At 66.9% G+C, this 19,424-nt stretch carries 15 protein-coding genes; 7 read left to right on the top strand and 8 right to left on the bottom strand.

Annotation, left to right across the window (positions count from 1 at the left end):
- The 5 genes from BCM27_RS06055 to rplJ form a co-directional block, all read right to left on the bottom strand.
- Positions 1 to 882, bottom strand: a complete 882-nt coding sequence (locus tag BCM27_RS06055) for an MlaE family ABC transporter permease (RefSeq protein WP_004023367.1) — start codon at positions 880 to 882, stop codon at positions 1 to 3.
- Positions 883 to 884: 2 nt separating this feature from the next.
- Positions 885 to 1,691 carry an MlaE family ABC transporter permease gene (locus tag BCM27_RS06050; RefSeq protein ID WP_004023366.1) on the bottom strand — a complete coding sequence of 269 codons (807 nt, stop codon included), beginning with the start codon at positions 1,689 to 1,691 and terminating at the stop codon, positions 885 to 887.
- A 2-nt stretch (positions 1,692 to 1,693) separates the two neighbouring features.
- On the bottom strand, positions 1,694 to 2,920 hold the full coding sequence (locus tag BCM27_RS06045; protein WP_064569568.1) for an ABC transporter ATP-binding protein: 1,227 nt from the start codon (positions 2,918 to 2,920) through the stop codon (positions 1,694 to 1,696).
- Between the two features lie 436 nt (positions 2,921 to 3,356).
- Positions 3,357 to 3,746: a 50S ribosomal protein L7/L12 gene (rplL, locus tag BCM27_RS06040; protein ID WP_004019500.1), complete on the bottom strand. Its 390-nt coding sequence runs from the start codon at positions 3,744 to 3,746 to the stop codon at positions 3,357 to 3,359.
- A gap of 86 nt (positions 3,747 to 3,832) precedes the next feature.
- Positions 3,833 to 4,363: a 50S ribosomal protein L10 gene (gene rplJ, locus BCM27_RS06035; protein WP_004019499.1), complete on the bottom strand. Its 531-nt coding sequence runs from the start codon at positions 4,361 to 4,363 to the stop codon at positions 3,833 to 3,835.
- A gap of 279 nt (positions 4,364 to 4,642) precedes the next feature.
- On the opposite strand from rplJ, the gene BCM27_RS06030 reads away from it, so the two are divergent.
- The 3 genes from BCM27_RS06030 to BCM27_RS06020 all read left to right on the top strand — a co-directional run bounded on the left by BCM27_RS06030 (position 4,643) and on the right by BCM27_RS06020 (position 9,286).
- Entirely contained in the window at positions 4,643 to 5,830 is a 1,188-nt protein-coding gene (locus tag BCM27_RS06030) for a glycoside hydrolase family 76 protein (protein WP_004019498.1), read from the top strand.
- Between the two features lie 214 nt (positions 5,831 to 6,044).
- Positions 6,045 to 8,072 (top strand): CocE/NonD family hydrolase, encoded by a 2,028-nt coding sequence (locus tag BCM27_RS06025; RefSeq protein WP_033206350.1) that lies wholly within the window; start codon positions 6,045 to 6,047, stop codon positions 8,070 to 8,072.
- A gap of 95 nt (positions 8,073 to 8,167) precedes the next feature.
- Positions 8,168 to 9,286, top strand: a complete 1,119-nt coding sequence (locus BCM27_RS06020) for a transporter substrate-binding protein (RefSeq protein ID WP_004021719.1) — start codon at positions 8,168 to 8,170, stop codon at positions 9,284 to 9,286.
- On the opposite strand, the gene BCM27_RS06015 is transcribed toward BCM27_RS06020, so the two are convergent.
- Complete coding sequence (locus BCM27_RS06015) at positions 9,227 to 10,759, bottom strand: PucR family transcriptional regulator (RefSeq protein WP_004021720.1); 1,533 nt, start codon at positions 10,757 to 10,759, stop codon at positions 9,227 to 9,229. The genes BCM27_RS06020 and BCM27_RS06015 overlap by 60 nt on opposite strands.
- Positions 10,760 to 11,067: 308 nt before the next feature.
- Between BCM27_RS06015 and BCM27_RS06010 the strand changes: the two genes are divergently transcribed.
- The 3 genes from BCM27_RS06010 to BCM27_RS06000 all read left to right on the top strand — a co-directional run bounded on the left by BCM27_RS06010 (position 11,068) and on the right by BCM27_RS06000 (position 16,898).
- Positions 11,068 to 13,119 carry a hydantoinase/oxoprolinase family protein gene (locus tag BCM27_RS06010; RefSeq protein ID WP_081487017.1) on the top strand — a complete coding sequence of 684 codons (2,052 nt, stop codon included), beginning with the start codon at positions 11,068 to 11,070 and terminating at the stop codon, positions 13,117 to 13,119.
- 37 nt (positions 13,120 to 13,156) lie between these two features.
- Positions 13,157 to 15,169 (top strand): hydantoinase B/oxoprolinase family protein, encoded by a 2,013-nt coding sequence (locus BCM27_RS06005; RefSeq protein ID WP_004021722.1) that lies wholly within the window; start codon positions 13,157 to 13,159, stop codon positions 15,167 to 15,169.
- A gap of 115 nt (positions 15,170 to 15,284) precedes the next feature.
- Positions 15,285 to 16,898 carry a purine-cytosine permease family protein gene (locus BCM27_RS06000; protein WP_004021723.1) on the top strand — a complete coding sequence of 538 codons (1,614 nt, stop codon included), beginning with the start codon at positions 15,285 to 15,287 and terminating at the stop codon, positions 16,896 to 16,898.
- 82 nt (positions 16,899 to 16,980) lie between these two features.
- On the opposite strand, the gene BCM27_RS05995 is transcribed toward BCM27_RS06000, so the two are convergent.
- Positions 16,981 to 17,499, bottom strand: coding sequence for a TIGR04338 family metallohydrolase (locus BCM27_RS05995; protein WP_033206375.1), 519 nt, complete (start codon positions 17,497 to 17,499; stop codon positions 16,981 to 16,983).
- Positions 17,500 to 17,654: 155 nt separating this feature from the next.
- On the opposite strand from BCM27_RS05995, the gene BCM27_RS05990 reads away from it, so the two are divergent.
- Positions 17,655 to 18,596, top strand: coding sequence for a YihY/virulence factor BrkB family protein (locus BCM27_RS05990; RefSeq protein ID WP_004021725.1), 942 nt, complete (start codon positions 17,655 to 17,657; stop codon positions 18,594 to 18,596).
- Here BCM27_RS05990 and BCM27_RS05985 read toward each other — a convergent pair.
- Complete coding sequence (locus tag BCM27_RS05985) at positions 18,593 to 19,423, bottom strand: DUF2786 domain-containing protein (protein WP_004021726.1); 831 nt, start codon at positions 19,421 to 19,423, stop codon at positions 18,593 to 18,595. The genes BCM27_RS05990 and BCM27_RS05985 overlap by 4 nt on opposite strands.
- Position 19,424: the final 1 nt, after the last annotated feature.

Raw genomic sequence — 19,424 nt, 5'->3', positions numbered from 1 at the left:
CTAACCCCCCACTCGCACGGTTGTCGTGGTGCCCCAGATCGCCAGGCCCAGGAAGAAGTCCAGGACGGCGATGAGGACCAGGGCCGCTCGTACCGCGTGACCGACGGCCACGCCCACACCCGCGGGACCGCCCGAGGCGTAGTAGCCGTAATAGCAGTGCACGAGAATGATCACGAACGCGAAGACCAGCACCTTGCCGAACGACCACAAGACGTCGGCCGGTGGCAGGAACAGGTTGAAGTAGTGGTCGTAGGAGCCGCCGGACTGGCCGTTGAAGACCGTCGTCACCACCCGGGACGCCAGATACGCCGACAGCAGGCCGAGCACGTAGAGCGGGATGACCGCGATGAACCCGGCGATCACGCGGGTCGACACCAGGAACGGGATCGACGGCACGGCCATCGTCTCCAGCGCGTCGATCTCCTCCGAGATGCGCATGGCACCGAGCTGGGCGGTGAAGCCACAGCCGACGGTCGCCGACAGGGCAAGCCCCGCCACCAGCGGCGCCACCTCGCGGGTGTTGACGTAGGCGGAGAGGAAGCCGGTCAGGGCCTGCGAGCCGATCTGATCGAGAGCTGCATAACCCTGCAGGCCGACCACGACGCCGGTGAACCCGGACATCAGCACCATCACGCCGATCGTGCCGCCGATGACCGCGAGTCCGCCCGAACCGAACGCGACTTCGGCGAGAAGGCGGAGGACCTCGCGCGTGTAATGCACGATCGTCTTCGGCATCCAGGCGAGCGTCCGGCCGTAGAACGACATCTGCTCGCCGGCACCGTCGAGCACCTTCAGCGGCTTGCCCAGCTGCTTGCGGGCCTCGTACATGTAGTACTCGGGCCTGCTCTTGGCGATCGTCACGCCGCCCCCACCGTCGGTCACGTCTAGCTCCCCTTCGGTGGGACGACCTGCAGGTAGACCGCAGTGATGATCAGGTTCGCCAGGAACAGCAGCAGGAACGTGATGACGACGCTCTGGTTGACCGCGTCACCCACGCCCTTCGGACCGCCCTTGGGGTTGAGGCCCTTGTACGACGCCACCACTCCGGCGAGGACACCGAAGATCGCGGCCTTGAGGGTCGACACCCAGAGGTCGGGCAGCTGCGCCAACGCGCCGAACGACGCGAGGTAGGCGCCCGGCGTTCCGCCCTGGACGACGACGTTGAAGAAGTAGCCACCACCGATGCCGATGACGGCGACCAGTCCGTTGAGCAGCATCGCGACCAGGACCATGGCCAGCACACGCGGTACGACGAGGCGCTGGATCGGGTTGATGCCGAGCACCTCCATCGCGTCGATCTCCTCGCGGATGGTGCGCGACCCGAGGTCGGCGGCGACGGCCGACCCGGCCGCGCCGGCGATCAGCAACGACGTCACCAGGGGCGAACCCTGCTGGATGACGACGAGAACGCTCGCCGCACCGGTGTAGGACTCCGCACCGAGCTGCTTGATGAGCGAACCCGTCTGCAGCGAGACGATCGCACCGAACGGAATCGCGATCAGTGCCGTCGGCAGGATCGTCACGCTGGCGATGAACCACGCCTGCTGGATGAACTCCCGCCACTGAAACGGGCGCACAAAGGTCTGGCGTGCAACATCGACGAAGAGCTGAACAATATTGCCGGTCTGTGACAGGGCACCTGTCCCGGCTTGCGCGATTCGATCGACGCCACGCGTGGTGGCACTGCTCATCCTTAGGGATTCCGCCCTTCGTTCCCATCAGCACGATGGCTGGGCTTGGTCAGTGCATCACCGGGTGTGTGCCACTGCTCGGTCGGGGCATCACTGCCGCCGTAGTCGATGACGTCGGTCTTGGAATCCGCGACCGCCACATTTCCCTGCGCGGGGGTCCACTCGTTGCCGCCCTGGTTGTTCGCGCCCGGGTCGTTGCCGTTCGCCATGTTGTCGGCGTGGGCGCGGCTCTCCTCGCGGATCTGGTCTTCTTGTTCCTGGCTGCGGCGGATCGCCTCCTGGGCGTTCTGCGGCAGGTCGGGCAGCATCTGATGGACGCGCTCGCGGTGACGGGCGATCGCCTTACGCTCGGGCATACCGGGATTGGGCTGCACCTGCGGGATGATCTCGGTGAAGTCCTCCTTGGTACCACCACCGGAGATACCCGCGGCCTGCATCGCCTCTTCCTGCTTCTGCACCGCCTCGTCCTTCTCCTCCGACATACCGATCGGACCGAACCGGTCACCGGAGAGGAACTGCTTGACCACCGGCTGCTCCGAGGTCAGCAACTGCTCACGCGGACCGAACATCACCAACTCCTTGCGGAACAACATGCCGATGTTGTCCGGGATCGTCCGCGCGATGTTGATGTTGTGCGTCACGATCAGGATCGTCGCGTCGATCTGGGCGTTGATGTCGATCAGCAACTGGCTGATGTAGGCGGTACGCACCGGATCCAGACCCGAGTCCGGCTCGTCACACAGAATGATCTGCGGATCCAGCACCAGCGCACGCGCCAGACCGGCACGCTTGCGCATACCACCGGAGATCTCACCCGGGAGTTTGTCCTCGGCACCGGTCAGACCGACGAGGTCGATCTTCTCCATCACGATGTCGCGGACCTCGTTCTCCTTCTTCTTCGTGTGCTCACGAAGCGGGAACGCGATGTTGTCGAACAAACTCATCGACCCGAACAACGCACCGTCCTGGAACAGCACGCCGAACAGCTTGCGGATCTCGTAGAGCTCCTTGGCCGAACACTGCGTGATGTCGGTGCCATCGATGATCACCGACCCCTGCTCGGGATGCAGCAGACCGATCAAGGTCTTCAGGAACACCGACTTACCGGTACCCGACGGACCCAGCAGCGCGGAGACCTCCCCCTCCGGCAGGGTCAGAGAGACATCACGCCAAATGTTCTGCGAACCGAACGACTTGGTGAGTCCTTCGACGCTGACCTCAACACCCACAATTCCTCCAGACGATCGCTGCCCCCGAGGCGGCCACGGTGTGACCGCGCACCAACCGGTGGCATTTGTGGTTGCGGTCACTCTAACCGACTTGACCCACCCCACAACGTCACCGCATGGTTCTCAGCATTGGCTGCGGGGAAACCTACCGCCCGGTAACTCTCGCCGCGACGATGACAATATCCGATGGTTCGCGGTGAGGGAAGTCGGGTCACGGCCCCCGATGTGACGGCCACCGCAGACCTGGGCTCCACCTGCGGAACATCGGATCGACGACTCGACGCCCGCCGAACGATGCTCGGCGGGCGGGGTGTCGACGTGATGTCTGTTACTGAATTCGAACGAACCGAACTCGGCGTTACGACCCCTCGGAAGACAACGAGCCCGGGACAGCGATGCTGTCCCGGGCTCGTGAACGCTTGCGCGTGAGTCGGTCTTACTTGACCGAAACCTTGGCGCCGGCCTCTTCGAGCTTGGCCTTGGCAGCCTCGGCGGCCTCCTTGTCGACCTTCTCCAGCAGAGCCTTCGGAGCGCTCTCGACGAGGTCCTTGGCTTCCTTCAGGCCCAGGCCCGAGACGACCTCGCGGACGACCTTGATGACCTGGATCTTCTTGTCGCCGGCACCCTCGAGGATGACGTCGAACTCGTCCTGCTCGGCAGCAGCCTCGGCGCCACCGGCAGCCGGCGCACCGGCAGCGGCGACGGCGACGGGAGCAGCCGCGGTGACCTCGAAGACCTCTTCGAACTTCTTCACGAAATCGCTGAGCTCCAGCAGGGTCAGTTCCTTGAACTGATCGATGAGCTCGTCAGCGGTGAGCTTCGCCATGATCGGCGTCCTTCCTGTATGTCCCCGTACGGGGCTTGGTGTTCATCCCCGTACGGTTCGGGGATTGCGGTGGTGCGGCGGGCGACCTATTCGGTCTCGCCGGCTTCGTTCTTCTTCTCCTGCAGGGCCGCGGCCAGGCGCGCCACCTGCGAAGCCGGCTGGTTGAACAGACCGGCAGCCTTTGCCAAGTTGCCCTTCATGGCACCGGCGAGCTTGGCCAGCAAGACCTCACGGGTCTCAAGGTCGGCGATCTGCTCGATCTCGGCAATGGACAGCGCGCGGCCGTCCATGTACCCGCCCTTGATGACCAGCGCCTTGTTGTCCTTGGCGAAAGTCTTGATCGCCTTCGCGGCCACGACCGGCTCACCCTCGATGAAGGCGATGGCGGTCGGACCGGTGAACAGCTCGTCGAGCCCTTCCACGCCCGCCTCAGCAGCGGCACGCTTCACCAGGGTGTTCTTGGCGACGGAGTAGGTTGCACCCTCACCGAGGGAACGTCGCAGCGTGCTGATCTGGGTGACGGACAGGCCACGGTATTCCGTGACAACCGTCGCCGTGGAGCTCTTGAACTGCTCCGCGATCTCCGCAACTGCGGCGACCTTTTCGGACTTGGCCATACTTCGCCTCCTCTCCTCGTCACTATGAGTTGGTCGAGTCCAACAAGAGAGCGACGGGCAACGGGAGGCGATCGAGGGCGGAGATGACAAATGCCCCGGCACACAGGCACGGGGCGTGAACGCACACACTGTTCGTGTGGGGCGACATTCCTCGTTCATCCTGCGTGGGCCGGCGACCTCGTCGCGCCTTCGTCCGGGAAATCCCGACGACCAACGGTCTCTGGTTGAACCGATACGACACACGGGTGTGCATCACATCGACGACTAGGCTACGCGGACGTGGACGAACAATCCAAATCGCCGGACCGGCACGACCCGAACGGCCGCGCAGCGGCCGCCGCGAGCGCCGTCTACGACCGGCATCTGCAACGCGCGTTCTGGCTGCCGGGGACACGCGCCGCGGCCGTGGCATGGCCGATCGGACGAATGCAGGCCCAGTTCGGATCCTGGCACTACTGGTGGCACGCGCACCTCGTGGACCTCCTCGTCGACGCCGCGATCCACCGAGTGGGAGCGGACCGCTCCTTCGACCCCGACGTCGCCGACGACGTCAACCGGCTGCTGCGCGGCATCCGAATCCGCAACGGCGGCCGCTGGACCAACAACTATTACGACGACATGGCCTGGCTCGGCCTCGCCATCGAACGCGCCGACCGTCACCTTCACCTCGACCACGCGGGCGGACTCCGCACCCTCGCCGGCCAGATGCTCGACGCGTGGGTGCCCGACGACGGCGGCGGAATCCCGTGGCGCAAGGCCGATCAGTTCTTCAACGCGCCGGCCAACGGTCCGGCCGCGATCCTGCTGGCGCGCACGGGTCACGTCGAGCGCGCGGTGGCGATGTGCGACTGGATGGACGCCAACCTCATCGATCCCGACACCCATCTGGTCATCGACGGACTCAAGAAGCTTCCGGACGGTTCGCTGAAGCCCGAGACCGGCACCTACACCTACTGTCAGGGCGTCGTCCTGGGCGCCGAGCTGGAGGCGTTGCGTGCGACCGGAGATAGTCGGCACCTCGACCGTCTGACCCGGCTCCTCGGCGCCGTCGAAGGCCACTCCTGCACCGACGGGGTGATCAACGGAGGCGGCGGCGGGGACGGAGGGCTCTTCCACGGCGTGCTGGCCCGCTACCTGGCACTCGTCGCCACCGACCTGCCCGACGTCGACGGTTCGGATGACCTGCGAGAGCGCGCCGCCCGGATCGTCACCCGCAGCGCCGACGCCGCCTGGGCCAACCGCCGCGAGGTCGCCGGCCACGCGGTGTTCTCCAGCGACTGGCGCCGGCAAGCCGTGATCCCGACCGACAACGGGGCAAAAGCCCAGTTCGTCGAGGGTGCGGTCAATCCGTCGGAGATTCCGGAGCGAGACCTGTCGGTCCAGCTGTCGGCGTGGATGGTGCTCGAGGCGGCCGCCGCCATCGACCTTGGTTTACCCGAATGTGACCAGGAACACACTCACCCATGACCAAAAGACGCCACCTCGTTAGCCATCCGATATCGACGCTGAGTTATCCTTCAGCAAATACGTGAAGTGACCTGGACCACACTGTAATCCGCAGCCAGCGGACGGGCCGGGAAGCAAGCGACCGACACGACGGGGTGTCGGTGTCCACCCGGCCGTCTCGATCCGTGCAACAACCCGCGGGTGCGTCACCTCATCCCAGGCAGGGTGATGCACCATGACGTACCAGCTGGATCCCACACGGTCGCGCGCACGTGTCGTTCCGTCGACGCGCACCCGCACCACCGGTGCGCCGCATTTCGGCACCCTCCCCCTCGGCGATCCCACCGGCGGCGCCGACGGCATCCGCTGGCGCGAGCAGGTCGACGGCAAGCAGCTCTACCCTCGGGTCGTCATCGACCGCGACGTCTCCATCACCATGAGTGACGGGGTGGTCCTGCGCGCCACGGTCATCCGGCCCGCCAACCGGTTCGGTCAGACGGTCCTCACGCCGTACCCCGCGGTCATCAACATCAACCCGTACAACCGCGCGGCCATCGACTTCATCGACCAGACCCTCCACGCGCCGGTGCTCGGGAAGGCGTTGCACACCGCCTCCCGCTCCATCGACGGGACCGGAACGGCCCTCGAGGGCCTCACGACGCTGACGCAGACGCTGTCGGGTGGCGTCTTCGACGTCTTCGGCATCAACCGCAACCTGGTGCGCAGCGGGTATGTGCAGGTTGTCGTCGACGTCCGCGGTACCGGTGCGAGCCTCGGCAAATGGCAGATCCTCGGTCCTCGCGAGCAACAGGACTCGGTGGAGGTCATCGACTGGGTGACCGGGCAGGAGTGGTGCGACGGGACCGTCGGGATGGCGGGCTGGTCGTACTCCGCCATCAACTCGCTGCAGGCCGCCGACAAGCGGCCCGCCGCACTCAAGGCCGTGTTCGCCGTCGAGGGGTGCGACGACCTGGTGCGCGACATCTACATCACCGGCGGCATGCCGTCGGCCTTCATCCCGGTGTGGCTGTCCGCGGTCAACATGCTCAAGTGGGTTCCCAACCCCGCCAACGTGATCCGCGACCTCGTGCGCGGTGACGCGGTGCGCTGGGCGATCGATCGGGTGAAGTCCCCGGCCACCGAGATCCCCTCGCTGCTGTGGGGATTCCTCACCGCACGCGATCCCCGCATCTTCGACGACCCGTACTTCGATGACCGCGACCCGATCGTCGACCGCATCGAGGCGCCGACCTTCACCGTCGGAGCCTGGCATGATCTGTTCGGCCGCAGCGCAACCGGGGTGTACGAACGTCTGCAGATGGAGCCGGGCCGCAAACAGATGATCGTCGGCGACGGCTATCACCTCGACGTCGGGTCGGGCTACGGCGGGCAGTTCGCGCCGCCACGCCTCGACGTCCTCGAACGCGCGTGGTTCGACCGCTGGCTCAAGGGACACCGCAACGGGATCGAGTACTACGGGCCGGTCACGATGCTGCAGCAGGGTGGCGCGTGGACCGCGGGGCAGAGCTTCCCCCGTCCCGGGGTGGCCCCGACCCGGCTCTACCTGACCGGCGAACCGTCGTCGACCGCGGATCACTGCGTCCACGACGGTTCACTGAGCACCGCTCCCGCACAGTCTGTGTCGTCCCTGCACGTGCGCCCGGACAGCCGGGGCCTCCGCTCCCGCGACATGACCCAGGTGACCGCGGGCGCGACGCTCGCCCTCGGCGCCGACTTCGCCCGGGATGCGCGATACCAGGAGCGTGGCGCATTGTCGTTCACCACGGAGCCGGTCGGCGAGGCCACCCCGATCAGCGGCGCCATGAACCTCCGGCTCAACGTCGCGACGACCGCACACGAGGCCATCTGGGCGGTGACCGTCAACGACGTCGCTCCCGACGGGACGTCGGTCGTACTGACCAACGGTGCATTGTCGGCGTCGAATCGCGCTCTGGACCAGTCGAAGTCGACGTACGCCGACGACGGCAGCCTGCTCTCGGCGCACCACTACCTGTCGCGCAAGCGCAAACTGCCGGTGCCGGCCGACGAAGCGATCCGCATCGACGTCGACCTCGTCCCCACCGATGCGGTCCTCCAGCCGGGCCATCGTCTCCGGGTCGATGTGTACGCCGCGAGCCTGCCGCGTTACCTGACCCTGGTACCCGATCTCATCAAGGCACGCGGGCGTCGCCATCAGCGTCTGGTCCTCGACCCCGACCACCCGAGCCACCTGACGCTGCTGGCCGGCGACGGGCTGCGCTGAGGGCATTCGCCGGACAAGCCGAGGGGCGGCCCAGCTGGCATAGTGGCTGCCATGCACACGGATCGCGCCGATCGGGGACCGACGTGAGACTCGGCATGCTGTATTCCCTCTCGGGCAACCAGGCGGAGATGGAGCAGTCGATCCTGGACGGGGCGATGCTCGCGGTCCACCAGATCAACTCGCGCGGCGGCGTTCTGGGTTCAGACATCCAGGTCGCGATCTATGACGACCACTCGGAGGTGTCGTCGACCGCCCGCGGGGTGGATCATCTGTGCACCACCGAGAACGTCGACGCCATTGTCGGTGGGTACACCTCGGCGGCCCGCCTGGCGCTGACTCCGGCCATCCACGCGAACGCCTCGTTGTTGATGTATCCCACCTACTTCGAAGGTGAAGAGACCGACTCGCGGATCTTCTACTGCGGCGCGGCGCCCAACCAGTACATCGCCGACTATCTGGCGTGGATCGCCGGCACACTCGGCCGGCGCGTGTACATCGTCGGCTCGGATTACATCTATCCGCGGGTTCTGGCCGAAGCCATCCGCCGACTCGCCGGGAGCCTCGGGATCGAGATCGTCGGCGACCGCTATGCACCCCTCGGAGAGACCAGGTTCGAATCGATCATCGACGACATCGGACGCGTGCGACCCGACGTGGTGGTCTGCAATCTCGTCGGCGCCGACTCGACGACGGCCTTCTACACCCAGTACCACCTCGGCGGATTGACCGCGGACACGATGCCGATCGCGGCGACCGTCACCACCGAGCTGGACCTGGCCCACATGCCGACCGCGGTCAGCGACGGTCACTACATGGTCGCGACCTACTTCGCCGAGCTGTCGTCGCCGGTGAACGACACGTTCCGGCGCGAGCTGGCCGACGTGCGGGGCCAGCGCTGGAGTCACGCCGCCCAGGTCGGGGCCTTCAACGCGGTGCACGCGCTCGCGCTGGCCGCCGAGCAGGCCCGATCGCTCGACGTCGACGCCCTGTCCCGCGCCCTGATCGGCATCCGATTCGAGGAGAATCCCGAAGGCGCGCCGTTCTTCTTCCGCGCCAACCACTACAGCTCGCACCCGTCCTATGTCGGTCGTGCCGCGGGTGGCAGGTACGAGGTCATCGCCGACTTCGCCGCACGCCAGCCCGATCCGTGGTGGTCAGGGAGTCGGCCGCCGGCTCCGGTCCCCCCGTCCGCGGGACGTCTCGCCGACGCATAGGGCCAGGTAGTAGTCGGTGCGATCGACCATCGACTGCAAGCCACGTCCGGTCAGCTTCTCGATGCGCGACAGCCGATATCGCAGTGTGTTGATGTGGATGCCCAGTTCGTTGGCCGTCGCGCCGGAGTGGCAGTCGAGCGCGAAGAACGTGCTGAGGGTCGACACGTAGCTCGTGTCCTTCTCCCTGTCGTAGGCGAGGACGGGATCGAGCAGCGAACGGCGCAGCTCCGCCGACCGTTCCGGGTCACCGGCCAGCAATGTCGCGGCGAGCGGCACCGGAAGCGCGATCGTGACCGGCGACTCGTCGTCGGCGCGGGAGTTCCGCTCGGCCATCTGTCGCGCGTTGATGAGCCCCCTGGTCAGGTCGTCGCTGCTCCGGATGACGTAGGAGCTGCCGCCGACGGCGAGCTCGGCGTGCCGGGCGACGAAGACGTCGGTGAACACCTGCAGATGTGCGTCGAAGTCGCGTCCCGCCGGTGGCACCGAGTCTTTCTCCGTGCCGGTCTTGATCAGCGCGTAGGCCACCGAGTCATGTGCTGCTGCAACGGTTGCCAACCCGGCGCAGGCACCCAGGTCGTGCATGGCGTCGACGACCCGCGCCGACGAGGTGTCGCTGTGCGGACCGATGACCACCGCCACCGAGTGGACGCGATCGCCCGGCCCGTAACCGAAGGACCCCACCCACGAATCCATCGCCGACGATGGGATCCGCGCCTCGATCAGCTCGCGGACGAGGCCCCCCTCCAACGGTCTGCGCATCGCCCGGTTCACCCGCAGCAGGTGCGCATCGGCGTCGATGTCGTTCGCGAGTTTGCGGACCCGGGTCGATTCGAATGGTCGGCGGCGCGGGTTCGAGAGGACCAGCGCCGCACCAGACCTCGGCAGGGTGATGTGCAGGGCCGCCGCGGTTCCACCGATCGCATGCAGGACGGCGGGGGTCAACGCGGTGGTCTTCCTCAGCAGATCGGTATCGACGGTCGCCGACGATGCGGTGAGGACCGCGCCGTCGAGGAGCACCGCCCCGCTGATGCCCGACGCGCGGTGAAACGCTCCGAGGGACGCCAGAATCGAAGCCACCGGACCGGATTCGCCGACGGTGTCGTCGACGACGGCATGCGGCGTGACGACCACCTCGACGTCGCGGAACGTCTTGGTCCTGGGGAGCATGTAGATCGGCACACCGTGACTCACGCAGGCCGACACGAACTCGGCGGAAAGGTTGTCGTCGTCGGTGTCCACCACCACGGCGGCCGCTGCGCGCTGCCGCAGGGTCGCCGCGAACACCTCCGGCGCGCCCGCAGCGGGCCATCCCGTCGACCCCATGTGCACGATGTCGCCCGCGCCGACGTCCGCGGGCTCGATCCGACCGGCCTCGCAGGTGCCGGACACCTCGACGTGTCGCGTCCGCCCGGCGGCCCCCGGCGTGACCGACAGCAGACCCACGCCGATGACGACGTCGCCCACGGTCGCCATCCCATCGCCTCCTCGCCGCCATCGGTGTTCGTCGATTATCGGCGCTCGCAGTCGTTCTCACCACCCGACCGGGCATCATCGTCAGTGTTTCCGTTGTGTGACATCACGTTTCCGGTCCGTGTCCGACATGTGCGCGTTACGCGCCGAGTACGACGGTTTGTGCAGGTCGCGTGCTCGCGGCCGGTCGGCCGCGTGCGTCCGTCCAGCCCTGCGCGCCGCACCACTGGCTGGTGAGCCAATTGTTCGACGGCGCCGCGCCGGGTTTCGTGATGAGCGTCCCGAGACCGCTGAGCCACGAGGAAGTACCCATGACGAAAGCCATCAACCGGACCGACAAGGTCCGCACCGCCGTCGACATCGGTGGGACGTTCACCGACGTCTTCATCCAGCAGTCCGACGGCACGATCGTCACGGCCAAGTATCCGACCCAGAGCAATCCCATCGAGGGCGTGCTGGCCGGTATGGAGCAGGCCGGCGTCGCGTGGGAGGATGTCGAATTCTTCTCGCACGGAACGACGATCGCGACCAACGCGCTCATCACGAGGAAGTTCCCGAAGGTCGCGCTGGTGACGACCGAGGGGTTCCGGGACGTGATCGAGATCCGGCGCGGCGACCGTGAGTCCTGGGACCCGTACCAGGAGGTCGCCCCGCCGGTGGTCCCGCGTCGTCACCGCCTGACCGTTCCCGAACGGATCGGTTACGACGGCACCGTCCTCGAGCCGCTCGACGAGGGCTCCGCGCGCGAGGTCGCCCGCATCCTGCGCCGACGCGAGATCGAGACCGTGGCAGTCTGTTTCGTCAACTCCTTCACCAACCCCGCCCACGAGAACCGGATGGCCGAGATCCTCGCCGAGGAACTGCCGGGTGTGTCGATCACCACCTCGAGCGATGTGCTGCCGGAGATCTTCGAGTACGAGCGGTTCTCGACGACGGTCGCCAACGCCGCCCTGGTCCCGATCATCGGCCCCTACGCCCGGACGCTCGAGGGCCGGCTCGCCGAAGCCGGATACGACAACGACGTCCTGCTGCTCCATTCGGGCGGCGGGGTCATGACCCCGACCATGGCCGAGAAATACGGCGCCCGCCTGGCCGCCTCCGGCATCGCGGCGGGAGCCATCGCGAGTCGACACATCGCCCGCACGTGCGGGTTCGAGAACTCGATCGGGTTCGACATGGGCGGGACCTCCACCGACGTGTCGCTCACCGACAACGGCGTGCTGGCGACGACCAACATGTGGAGCGTCGCGTTCGGCCACCCGATCTGCTTCCCCAGCATCGAAGTGCTGACCATCGGCGCGGGAGGCGGTTCGATCGCCTGGCTCGACGACGCCGGTTCGCTGCGCAACGGTCCACAATCCGCGGGGTCCGACCCCGGGCCGGCCTGCTACGGCGCGTCCGGGGATCTCGCCACCAACACCGATGCCAACCTGATCCTGGGCACCGTCGGCAAGAAGCTGGCCGGCGGCGTGAAGGAGCTCGACGAGTCGATGGCGCGGGCCGCCCTGGAGAAGATCTCGGCACCACTGGGTCTCGACGTCGAGACGGCGGCCCAGTCGATCATCAAGGTCGCCAACGCCAACATGGCCGACGCGATCCGCCTGATCTCCATCCGCAAGGGCCACGACCCGCGGGACTTCGCGCTGGTCGGTTTCGGCGGAGCCGGACCCCTGCACGCCGCCTATCTCGCCAAGGACCTGGGCATCCCGACCGTCATCATCCCGCCGCACCCGGGAGTCACCTCGGCGATGGGTTGCATGCTGGTCGACATCCAGCACGACATCACCCGGATGTATCTCGCCGACGCCGCGGGCGCCGACCTCGACCACCTCACCGCCACCTTCGCCGAACTGCAGGAGGAGGGACGGGAGCGTCTGACGGCCGAGCACGTCGATCCCGACGACATGCTCTTCGAGTACTACCTCGACATGCGCTACGAGGGACAGTGGCGGGCGATCGCGGTGCCGGTCTCGATGCCGCTGACAAGCCTGGACGAGGTCGTCGCGACCTTCCACGCGACACATCTCAAGGAGCACAACTTCGCGGCGGAGGACACCGGCGTCGAGATCTACCGGATCTCGTTGCGCGCCATCGGACTCACGCCGCGGATGGACGCGACCCCCGCCGAGTTGGTCGATTCGGAGACCTTCACCCCGGAACCCCTCGAGCTGCGGGACGTGCTGTTCCCCGACGAGGTCGCACGACTGGCCACGCCGGTCTACGACCGCGCCGGACTGCCGCCCGGAGCCGTGCTGACCGGACCGTGCATCGTCGACCAGCTCGATTCGACGACCGTCGTCCCGCCACGGACCTCCGCGCGGGTCGACGAGTGGGGCAACCTCCTGCTCACCGCCGCCGAGTGATCCCCCATCGACTCTGACAGAACAGGAAAACCACACCATGGCAACAACACTCGATCCGGTCACCTTCGAGGTGCTGAAGAACGCCTTCATCAACACCGTCGACCAGATGGCCGAACAGATCCTGCGCACCTGCTACTCGTTCGTCATCTACTCGCGGGACTTCTCCTCGGCCCTCTGCGACACCGAGGGCAACACCGTCATGCAGGGCACCGGCGACATCGCCGCCCACGTCGGAACCCTGCACTACACCGCCAAGGCGGTCATCCGGCAGTTCGAGGGCGACATCCATCCCGGCGACGTCTTCGTGATCAACGACGTCTACGAGGGCGGAAGCCATTTCAACGACACCCGGATCATCCGGCCCATCTACTACCAGGGCGAACTCCTGGGTTACGCCCAGGCCAACGGTCACTGGGCCGACGTCGGCGGTGCCACTCCCGGATCGTTCAACGTCAAAGCACTCGATCACATGGGTGAGGGACTGCGGATCCCGCCGACGAGGCTGTGGAGCAAGGACCTGTTCCTCGAGGACGTGGCCTATCTCATCGCGAAGAACACCCGCAACCCGCGCGACATCATCGGCGACATGCAGGCACAGGCCGAGGCGACCCGCGTGGCCGAGCGCGAGATCCAGCGTCTCTGCGACAAGTACGGAGTCGAGACGATCAAGACGGCGATGGCCGAGGTGCAAGACTACGTCGAGGATCTCACGCGCGCCAAGATCGCCGAACTCCCGGACGGTGTCTGGTACACCGAGGATTACATCGATCAAGACCCGGCCCGCGGTGAGGGACTCATCCCGATCAAGACGCGGATGACCATCTCCGGAGACACCGTCCACTACGATCTCAGCGAATCGCATGCATCGATCTCGTCGATGCTCAACGCCGGATTCGGTGGTTCGTTCGCCGGCATCGTCGCCGGCACCAAGATGCAATTCCCGGACATCCCACTGAATTCCGGGTTCTACCGCGTCGTGACAGCTGACCTCGGGCCGCTCGGGTCGGTGGTCAATGCCGACTGGCCGTCACCGTGTGCCGGCTTCTGCTCGGGCCCGTTCGAGAAGATCATGAGTTCGGTCTTCGAGATCTGGTCGGACATCCAGCCCGAGCGCGCGATGGCCTGCACGTTCAACCTGGAGTACCTCCTGGTTGGCGGTCGCGATCAACGCGGAGAAGGCAATCCGAATTTCATGTGGTACGACTGGATGATGGGCGGCTGGGGCGCCCGCAACGGCGCCGACGGTTACAACGCGTCCGCAGCTGTCTTCGGAGTCCAGTACGGCACACAGCCTTTCGAGGGACAGGAACGGCTGGCCCCGGTTCTGACGTCGTGCCACGACCTGGTGCCCGACTCCGGCGGCCCCGGCAAGTTCCGGGGCGGACTCGGCGCCGAGAAGGGCGGAAAGCTGTGGGCCAGCGACAACACCGTCATGTCCTATTGCTGCGACCGCGAACGGTCGGTCACCTGGGGACTGTGGGGCGGCCTGCCGTCGATCCCCCATGGCGTCTGGCTCAACAAGGGCACCGACGACGAGCAATACCTCGGCTCGATCTTCGCCGCGATCCCCATCAAGTCCGGAGACGAGTTCACCCGCCCATCGGCCGGTGGCGGCGGCCTCGGCGACCCGCTCCAGCGTGACGTCGACGCGGTGCTGGAGGACGTCATCGACGGTTACGTCTCGATCGCCCGCGCGGAGAAGGACTACGGCGTGGTCATCAAGGAGGTCGATCCCGAGATCTTCGCCTACGAAGTCGATCTCGAAGCCACCATCGGTGCGCGCGAGTACATCCGCAGCAATCGGCATGCATGGATCGAGCGTGACCCGGAGGCGGTCTCCGGAGAATATCGCTCCGGTCTGATCAACGAGATGGACTGCGTCCGCCAGTACGGCGTGATCCTCGACTGGGGCAGCGGTGCGGTGCTCACCAACACGACGTCCCAGTTCCGGCAGATGTTGCAGCGGCGCACCGTCATCCACTGGACCGACGACCCCGCCGTCGATTTCGTCCCGGGCACGCTGACGGTGTCGGAGCCGGCGACCGTCTGACGTCCCCTGCTCCGGGGACCGATTCGTACAACACCCAGCGGCGGGTGGTGGCATCGACGCCATCCACCCGCCGCTGGCTTCGCATCTGACCACCACTCGAACACCTAGGAAAGCAATGACTCTCGATATTTCATCCTCCAGGGCGGGCGGGGTTCCGCCCCTGGACGTCACCTACACCGACGATCCCCAGGTCCTGGCTCGTGCCGCCGCCGAGGACTACTCCATGCACATCGTGCCCAACTCGTGGCGAACGTCGCGTTCGTCGGTGTCGATGGCCTGGTTCGGCCTGATGAGCGCGATGTTCTTCGTGGTCGTCGGCGCCACCGTCTCCCTCTCCGTGGGCGCCACCGACGCTCTCATCGGCATCGGACTCTCGGTGGTGGCCTACGGTGCCATCAACTCCGTCGCCGCCAAGTTCGCCAACCAGACCGGGACCAGCGTCTCGCTGTTCTCCCGCGTCGTGTTCGGTCGCGCCGGATCCGCTTTCGCCGCAGCCCTGTTCGGGATCACCATCGCTTACTACGTGGTGGCCGAGGGTGCGATCGTCGCATCGGCCCTGCACGCCTACTTCGGTGGTCTCCCGATCGCGTTCTGGGCGTTCGTGGTCGTCGCATACCAGGCGCCCCTGGCGTGGCGCGGCGTCGCCACCTGGCTCGACCGGCTCAACGGGGTCCTGCTGCCGCTCTACGTCATCGGACTGGTCGGTTCAGTGGTGTGGGCGATCGCCGAATACGGTTACAGCAACGACTGGCTCACCTATGAGCCGGAAGCCGCAGCCGATCTCGGGGTGCCCGGCTGGTGGTATGCCTTCGTCATCTACATGGGCGTCTGGGTCGTCACCATGATGGCCTGGGACTACGCCCGATTCGGCCGCCCGCAGGATGCCGGCTTCAATGCCCGCGTGTCCTTCGGCACCCCGTTCTATGTCGTCACGCTCCTGGTCAACGCGGCTGTCGGGATGTTCCTCGCCCAGACCATCACCATCGCCGGACCTCTCTCGGAGGAGTCGGCGATCCTCGGGATCGTCGGCATGATGGGGATCTGGGGTCTGCTGTGGGTCGTCGTCAGCCAGACTCGGGTCAACAGCGGCAATTTCTACCTGGCGTCCACCAATTTCCAGAACTTCTTCGCCCGGACCGTCAAGTTCTCGATGCCCAGGACCTTCTGGGTAGGTGTCGTCGCGGTGATCGTCTACCTGATGATGCTGACCAACGTGCTGTCCTGGATCACCACTTCCCTGCAGTACCAGGGTGTCCTCATCGTGGGGTGGGTCGCCATCGCGCTGACGCACATCGGCTGGATGCGTCTGCGCAGAATCCCTGCCGATTCGCTGGAGTTCCGTCCGGGTCGAGTCCCGACGGTGAACCCAGCAGGCGTGGGCGCGTGGGCGGTCGCGTCCGTGATCGGCATCGCACTCGTCCTGTTCGGCGGCACCTTCGGCGCCGTCTGGGCGTCACCCATCGCGTTCGTCGTGGCCGGTCTCATCTATGCGGTGGCACTGGCGTTCCGCCGCGAGGGCTGGTTCACCATGGTGCGTCCGCACGATCCCCGCGACGAGGTCGACGACATGTGGGAGGCACGCATCCGGTGCCATCGCTGCGAGGACAGCTACATCGCCTACGAGATGGACCGCGACCCGTCCGCGGGTCACGCGCCGATCTGTCTGGCCTGCGCATCCGACGATCTCGAGTTCCAGCGAGCCGCCGACCGGGAGGCGACGACGCGTTAGGACTCGCGCACATCCATCACTGGTCGACAGGTCCACCGCCGTACCCGGGGGTGGACCTGTCGATCGGCGGTGGATCTGCCGGTCAGCCGACTCCGGAGTCCGACAGCACGACGCGATACACGAACGCGGCTTCGGGCCCCAGTACGAGCCCGACGAGTTCGATGAGCGTCAGCACGAATCCGCGTCCGTGCGCCGGACCGGTCGTGCCGTCCAGGTGGTGGGCGAGCTCGTGGAGCACCACCAGTTCGCGCAGCGCCCAGCGCCCCTCGGTCGCGGACGGGATGGCGATCTCGGCGCCGACCGGCACGCCGTCGGATCTGCGAACCCGGGCGGCGTAGTGCGCGGACCGCTGGCCGCGCCGCTCGCGGACCGAGACCGGTTGAGCCGCACGCTCGAAACTCGACCGCACCCCGGGTAGCTCGAGCACCCGGCGCACGTAGTCGTCGACGGCGTCGATCGAGGCGAACCGAACCTCGGCGGGGAGAGTCACCTCGGTGCCGGCGAGCTGCACCGTCCGCGACGACGACACGTTGTCGAACAGACGGTGCACGAGGTGCTCGGCCTCATAGAATCGGGCGCGCCCGGTGTCACGTTCAGTCACGGCATCGCCCATGATGGAACGTACCCGGCGCCGGGAGCGAAGCGAGCGGGCCGAATGAGTCCGGCGCCGGGAGCGAAGCGAGCGGGCCGAATGAGTCCGGCGCCGGGAGCGAAGCGAGCGGGCCGAAGCTCACCCCGGAGCCGATGGGAGAGTTCATGCGCCGTCCCGATCTCGATGCAGTTCGCGAGCGCGTGATGCGACTGCCCGGCGCCTCCCTGGTGCTCCGCATCGTCATCGACATCGCCCGGGGGAACCTCACCGACCGATCGATGACGCTGGCAGCGCAGGCCTTCACCTCGATCCTCCCGATCGTGATCCTCGTGCTCACCCTGCCGGGCACCGACGTCGTCGACGACGCGCTCACCGAACTCGGTATCCCCGCCAGCAGTCTCGACGCGCCCACGATCGACGACCCGACATCGGCCACGACCTTCGGCATCATCGGTGCGCTGATGACCATCGCCGGCGCCACCTCCCTGTCCCGTGCCCTCGGCCGAATGTATGTGTCGATCTGGGACGTCGCCAAACTGCCGTGGCGCAGTTTTTGGCGGTGGGTCGTCGTCGTCTTCCTCATCCCCGCGGCGGTGACCGTGCAGGGCCTGTCCACCGGACTGCAGGCCACCTCGATCTTCGGCGTGCATGTCGGCGACCGCGGCGTCCTGGGGATCGTGCTGGTCGCCGCCGTGACCCTGCTGATCTGGTCGGCCACGTTCACGTTCATCCCCCGGCTCCTGGTGTCGTCGCAGGTGCCGATGAAGCTGCTCGTCCTCAACGGACTCGGCACCGGCCTCCTCATCACCGTGCTGCTCGCCGGTAGCCGCGTCGCGCTGCCGACATTGGCCGCGGGCACGATCCGCAGTTACGGCACCCTCGGCATCGTCTTCGTCGCGATCAGCTGGCTGTTCGTGTTCGCACTGATCCTGGTGGTCACCGCCATCGTCGTGCACGCCGCGGCGACCGACGAGGGGCGCGTCGGCCGATGGGTGCGGCGGTGGGCGGGCACCCCGACACCGTTCGTCCCGCAACCGTCGGTGGCGTGGTACGACCGGCCCGGCGCGAGGCCCGCGGAGGACTCCGCCGCCGGCGTCGAGCCCTAACCCTCGAGCGCGCCGCGGGCGCCGCCGAATTCCCGGTCGGCACCGATCTTCGCCCGTCGTCCCGCGTGGTCGCCGGCCCGGCGCGCAGCCTCCGAGTATCCGGCGGACGCGCTCGAGGGGCGCCAGGTGCCGCGCGCACTCGACTCCGCGCGGTAGTAGTCGGTCACCTCGATCTCCTTGTTGCGCAATGCGACCGCCGTCGAACGAGTGGATTCACCGGAGTCACGTTCGGCGGCGACGGCCTCCGCACGAGCCGCGTCCCGCGCCTCGGTGAGACGTTTGCCGATGCGTTCGGCGAACGCCGACTGGAAGTTGAGCCGCGCGGTGATCGGCGACAGCGGTTTCTCCTCTATCACCCGTCGGGCACGCCACCCGCTCCCCCGGGTGACGACCCGCGCGAACGTCTCTCCCTTGTAGGCCCCCGACCGCAGGTAGGCGTCACTGGCCGCGACCATCTGCACGATCAGCGAGGTGTAGAGCGCCTCGCACGCGTCGATGTCGGCTTCGTAGCCGTAGGCGAGGACGAACGTCGAGTTGCTCGCCACGTCGACGGTCACATCGTTGGCGGCCGTGATCGCCACGAACAGCTGCACGTAGGTGCGCAATCCACGCTTGCCGGGTTCACCGATGGCGATCTGGCGGCTGATCGGCGTGACCTTCTTACGCGCGGCCGGATCGTGGGCGCGGGCCACGGCCAGGTCTATCGACGATGCCGTGGCGAGCCGTTGGGCCGCCTGCATGAAGGTCTCGGCCTCGTGCTCGTTGTCGGTGTTCTCCGCCTGACGGAGAAGGGCGGAGATCCGGGTGAGCAGCTTGTCGTCGCGCATA

The organism is Gordonia terrae (assembly GCF_001698225.1).
GTDB lineage: Bacteria > Actinomycetota > Actinomycetes > Mycobacteriales > Mycobacteriaceae > Gordonia > Gordonia terrae.
The sequence above is the reverse complement of the archived record's forward strand: the minus strand, read 5'-3'. Positions and strand labels throughout refer to the sequence as shown.

What these genes read in the sequence shown, in the direction of transcription:
- BCM27_RS06050 (WP_004023366.1), bottom strand. Translation starts at nt 1,691, where the DNA reads ATGAGCAGTGCCACCACGCGTGGCGTCGATCGAATCGCGCAAGCCGGG.
- rplL (WP_004019500.1), bottom strand. Translation starts at nt 3,746, where the DNA reads ATGGCGAAGCTCACCGCTGACGAGCTCATCGATCAGTTCAAGGAACTG.
- rplJ (WP_004019499.1), bottom strand. Translation starts at nt 4,363, where the DNA reads ATGGCCAAGTCCGAAAAGGTCGCCGCAGTTGCGGAGATCGCGGAGCAG.
- BCM27_RS06025 (WP_033206350.1), top strand. Translation starts at nt 6,045, where the DNA reads ATGACGTACCAGCTGGATCCCACACGGTCGCGCGCACGTGTCGTTCCG.
- BCM27_RS06020 (WP_004021719.1), top strand. Translation starts at nt 8,168, where the DNA reads ATGCTGTATTCCCTCTCGGGCAACCAGGCGGAGATGGAGCAGTCGATC.
- BCM27_RS06015 (WP_004021720.1), bottom strand. Translation starts at nt 10,759, where the DNA reads ATGGCGACCGTGGGCGACGTCGTCATCGGCGTGGGTCTGCTGTCGGTC.
- BCM27_RS06010 (WP_081487017.1), top strand. Translation starts at nt 11,068, where the DNA reads ATGACGAAAGCCATCAACCGGACCGACAAGGTCCGCACCGCCGTCGAC.
- BCM27_RS06005 (WP_004021722.1), top strand. Translation starts at nt 13,157, where the DNA reads ATGGCAACAACACTCGATCCGGTCACCTTCGAGGTGCTGAAGAACGCC.
- BCM27_RS06000 (WP_004021723.1), top strand. Translation starts at nt 15,285, where the DNA reads ATGACTCTCGATATTTCATCCTCCAGGGCGGGCGGGGTTCCGCCCCTG.
- BCM27_RS05990 (WP_004021725.1), top strand. Translation starts at nt 17,655, where the DNA reads ATGCGCCGTCCCGATCTCGATGCAGTTCGCGAGCGCGTGATGCGACTG.
- BCM27_RS05985 (WP_004021726.1), bottom strand. Translation starts at nt 19,423, where the DNA reads ATGCGCGACGACAAGCTGCTCACCCGGATCTCCGCCCTTCTCCGTCAG.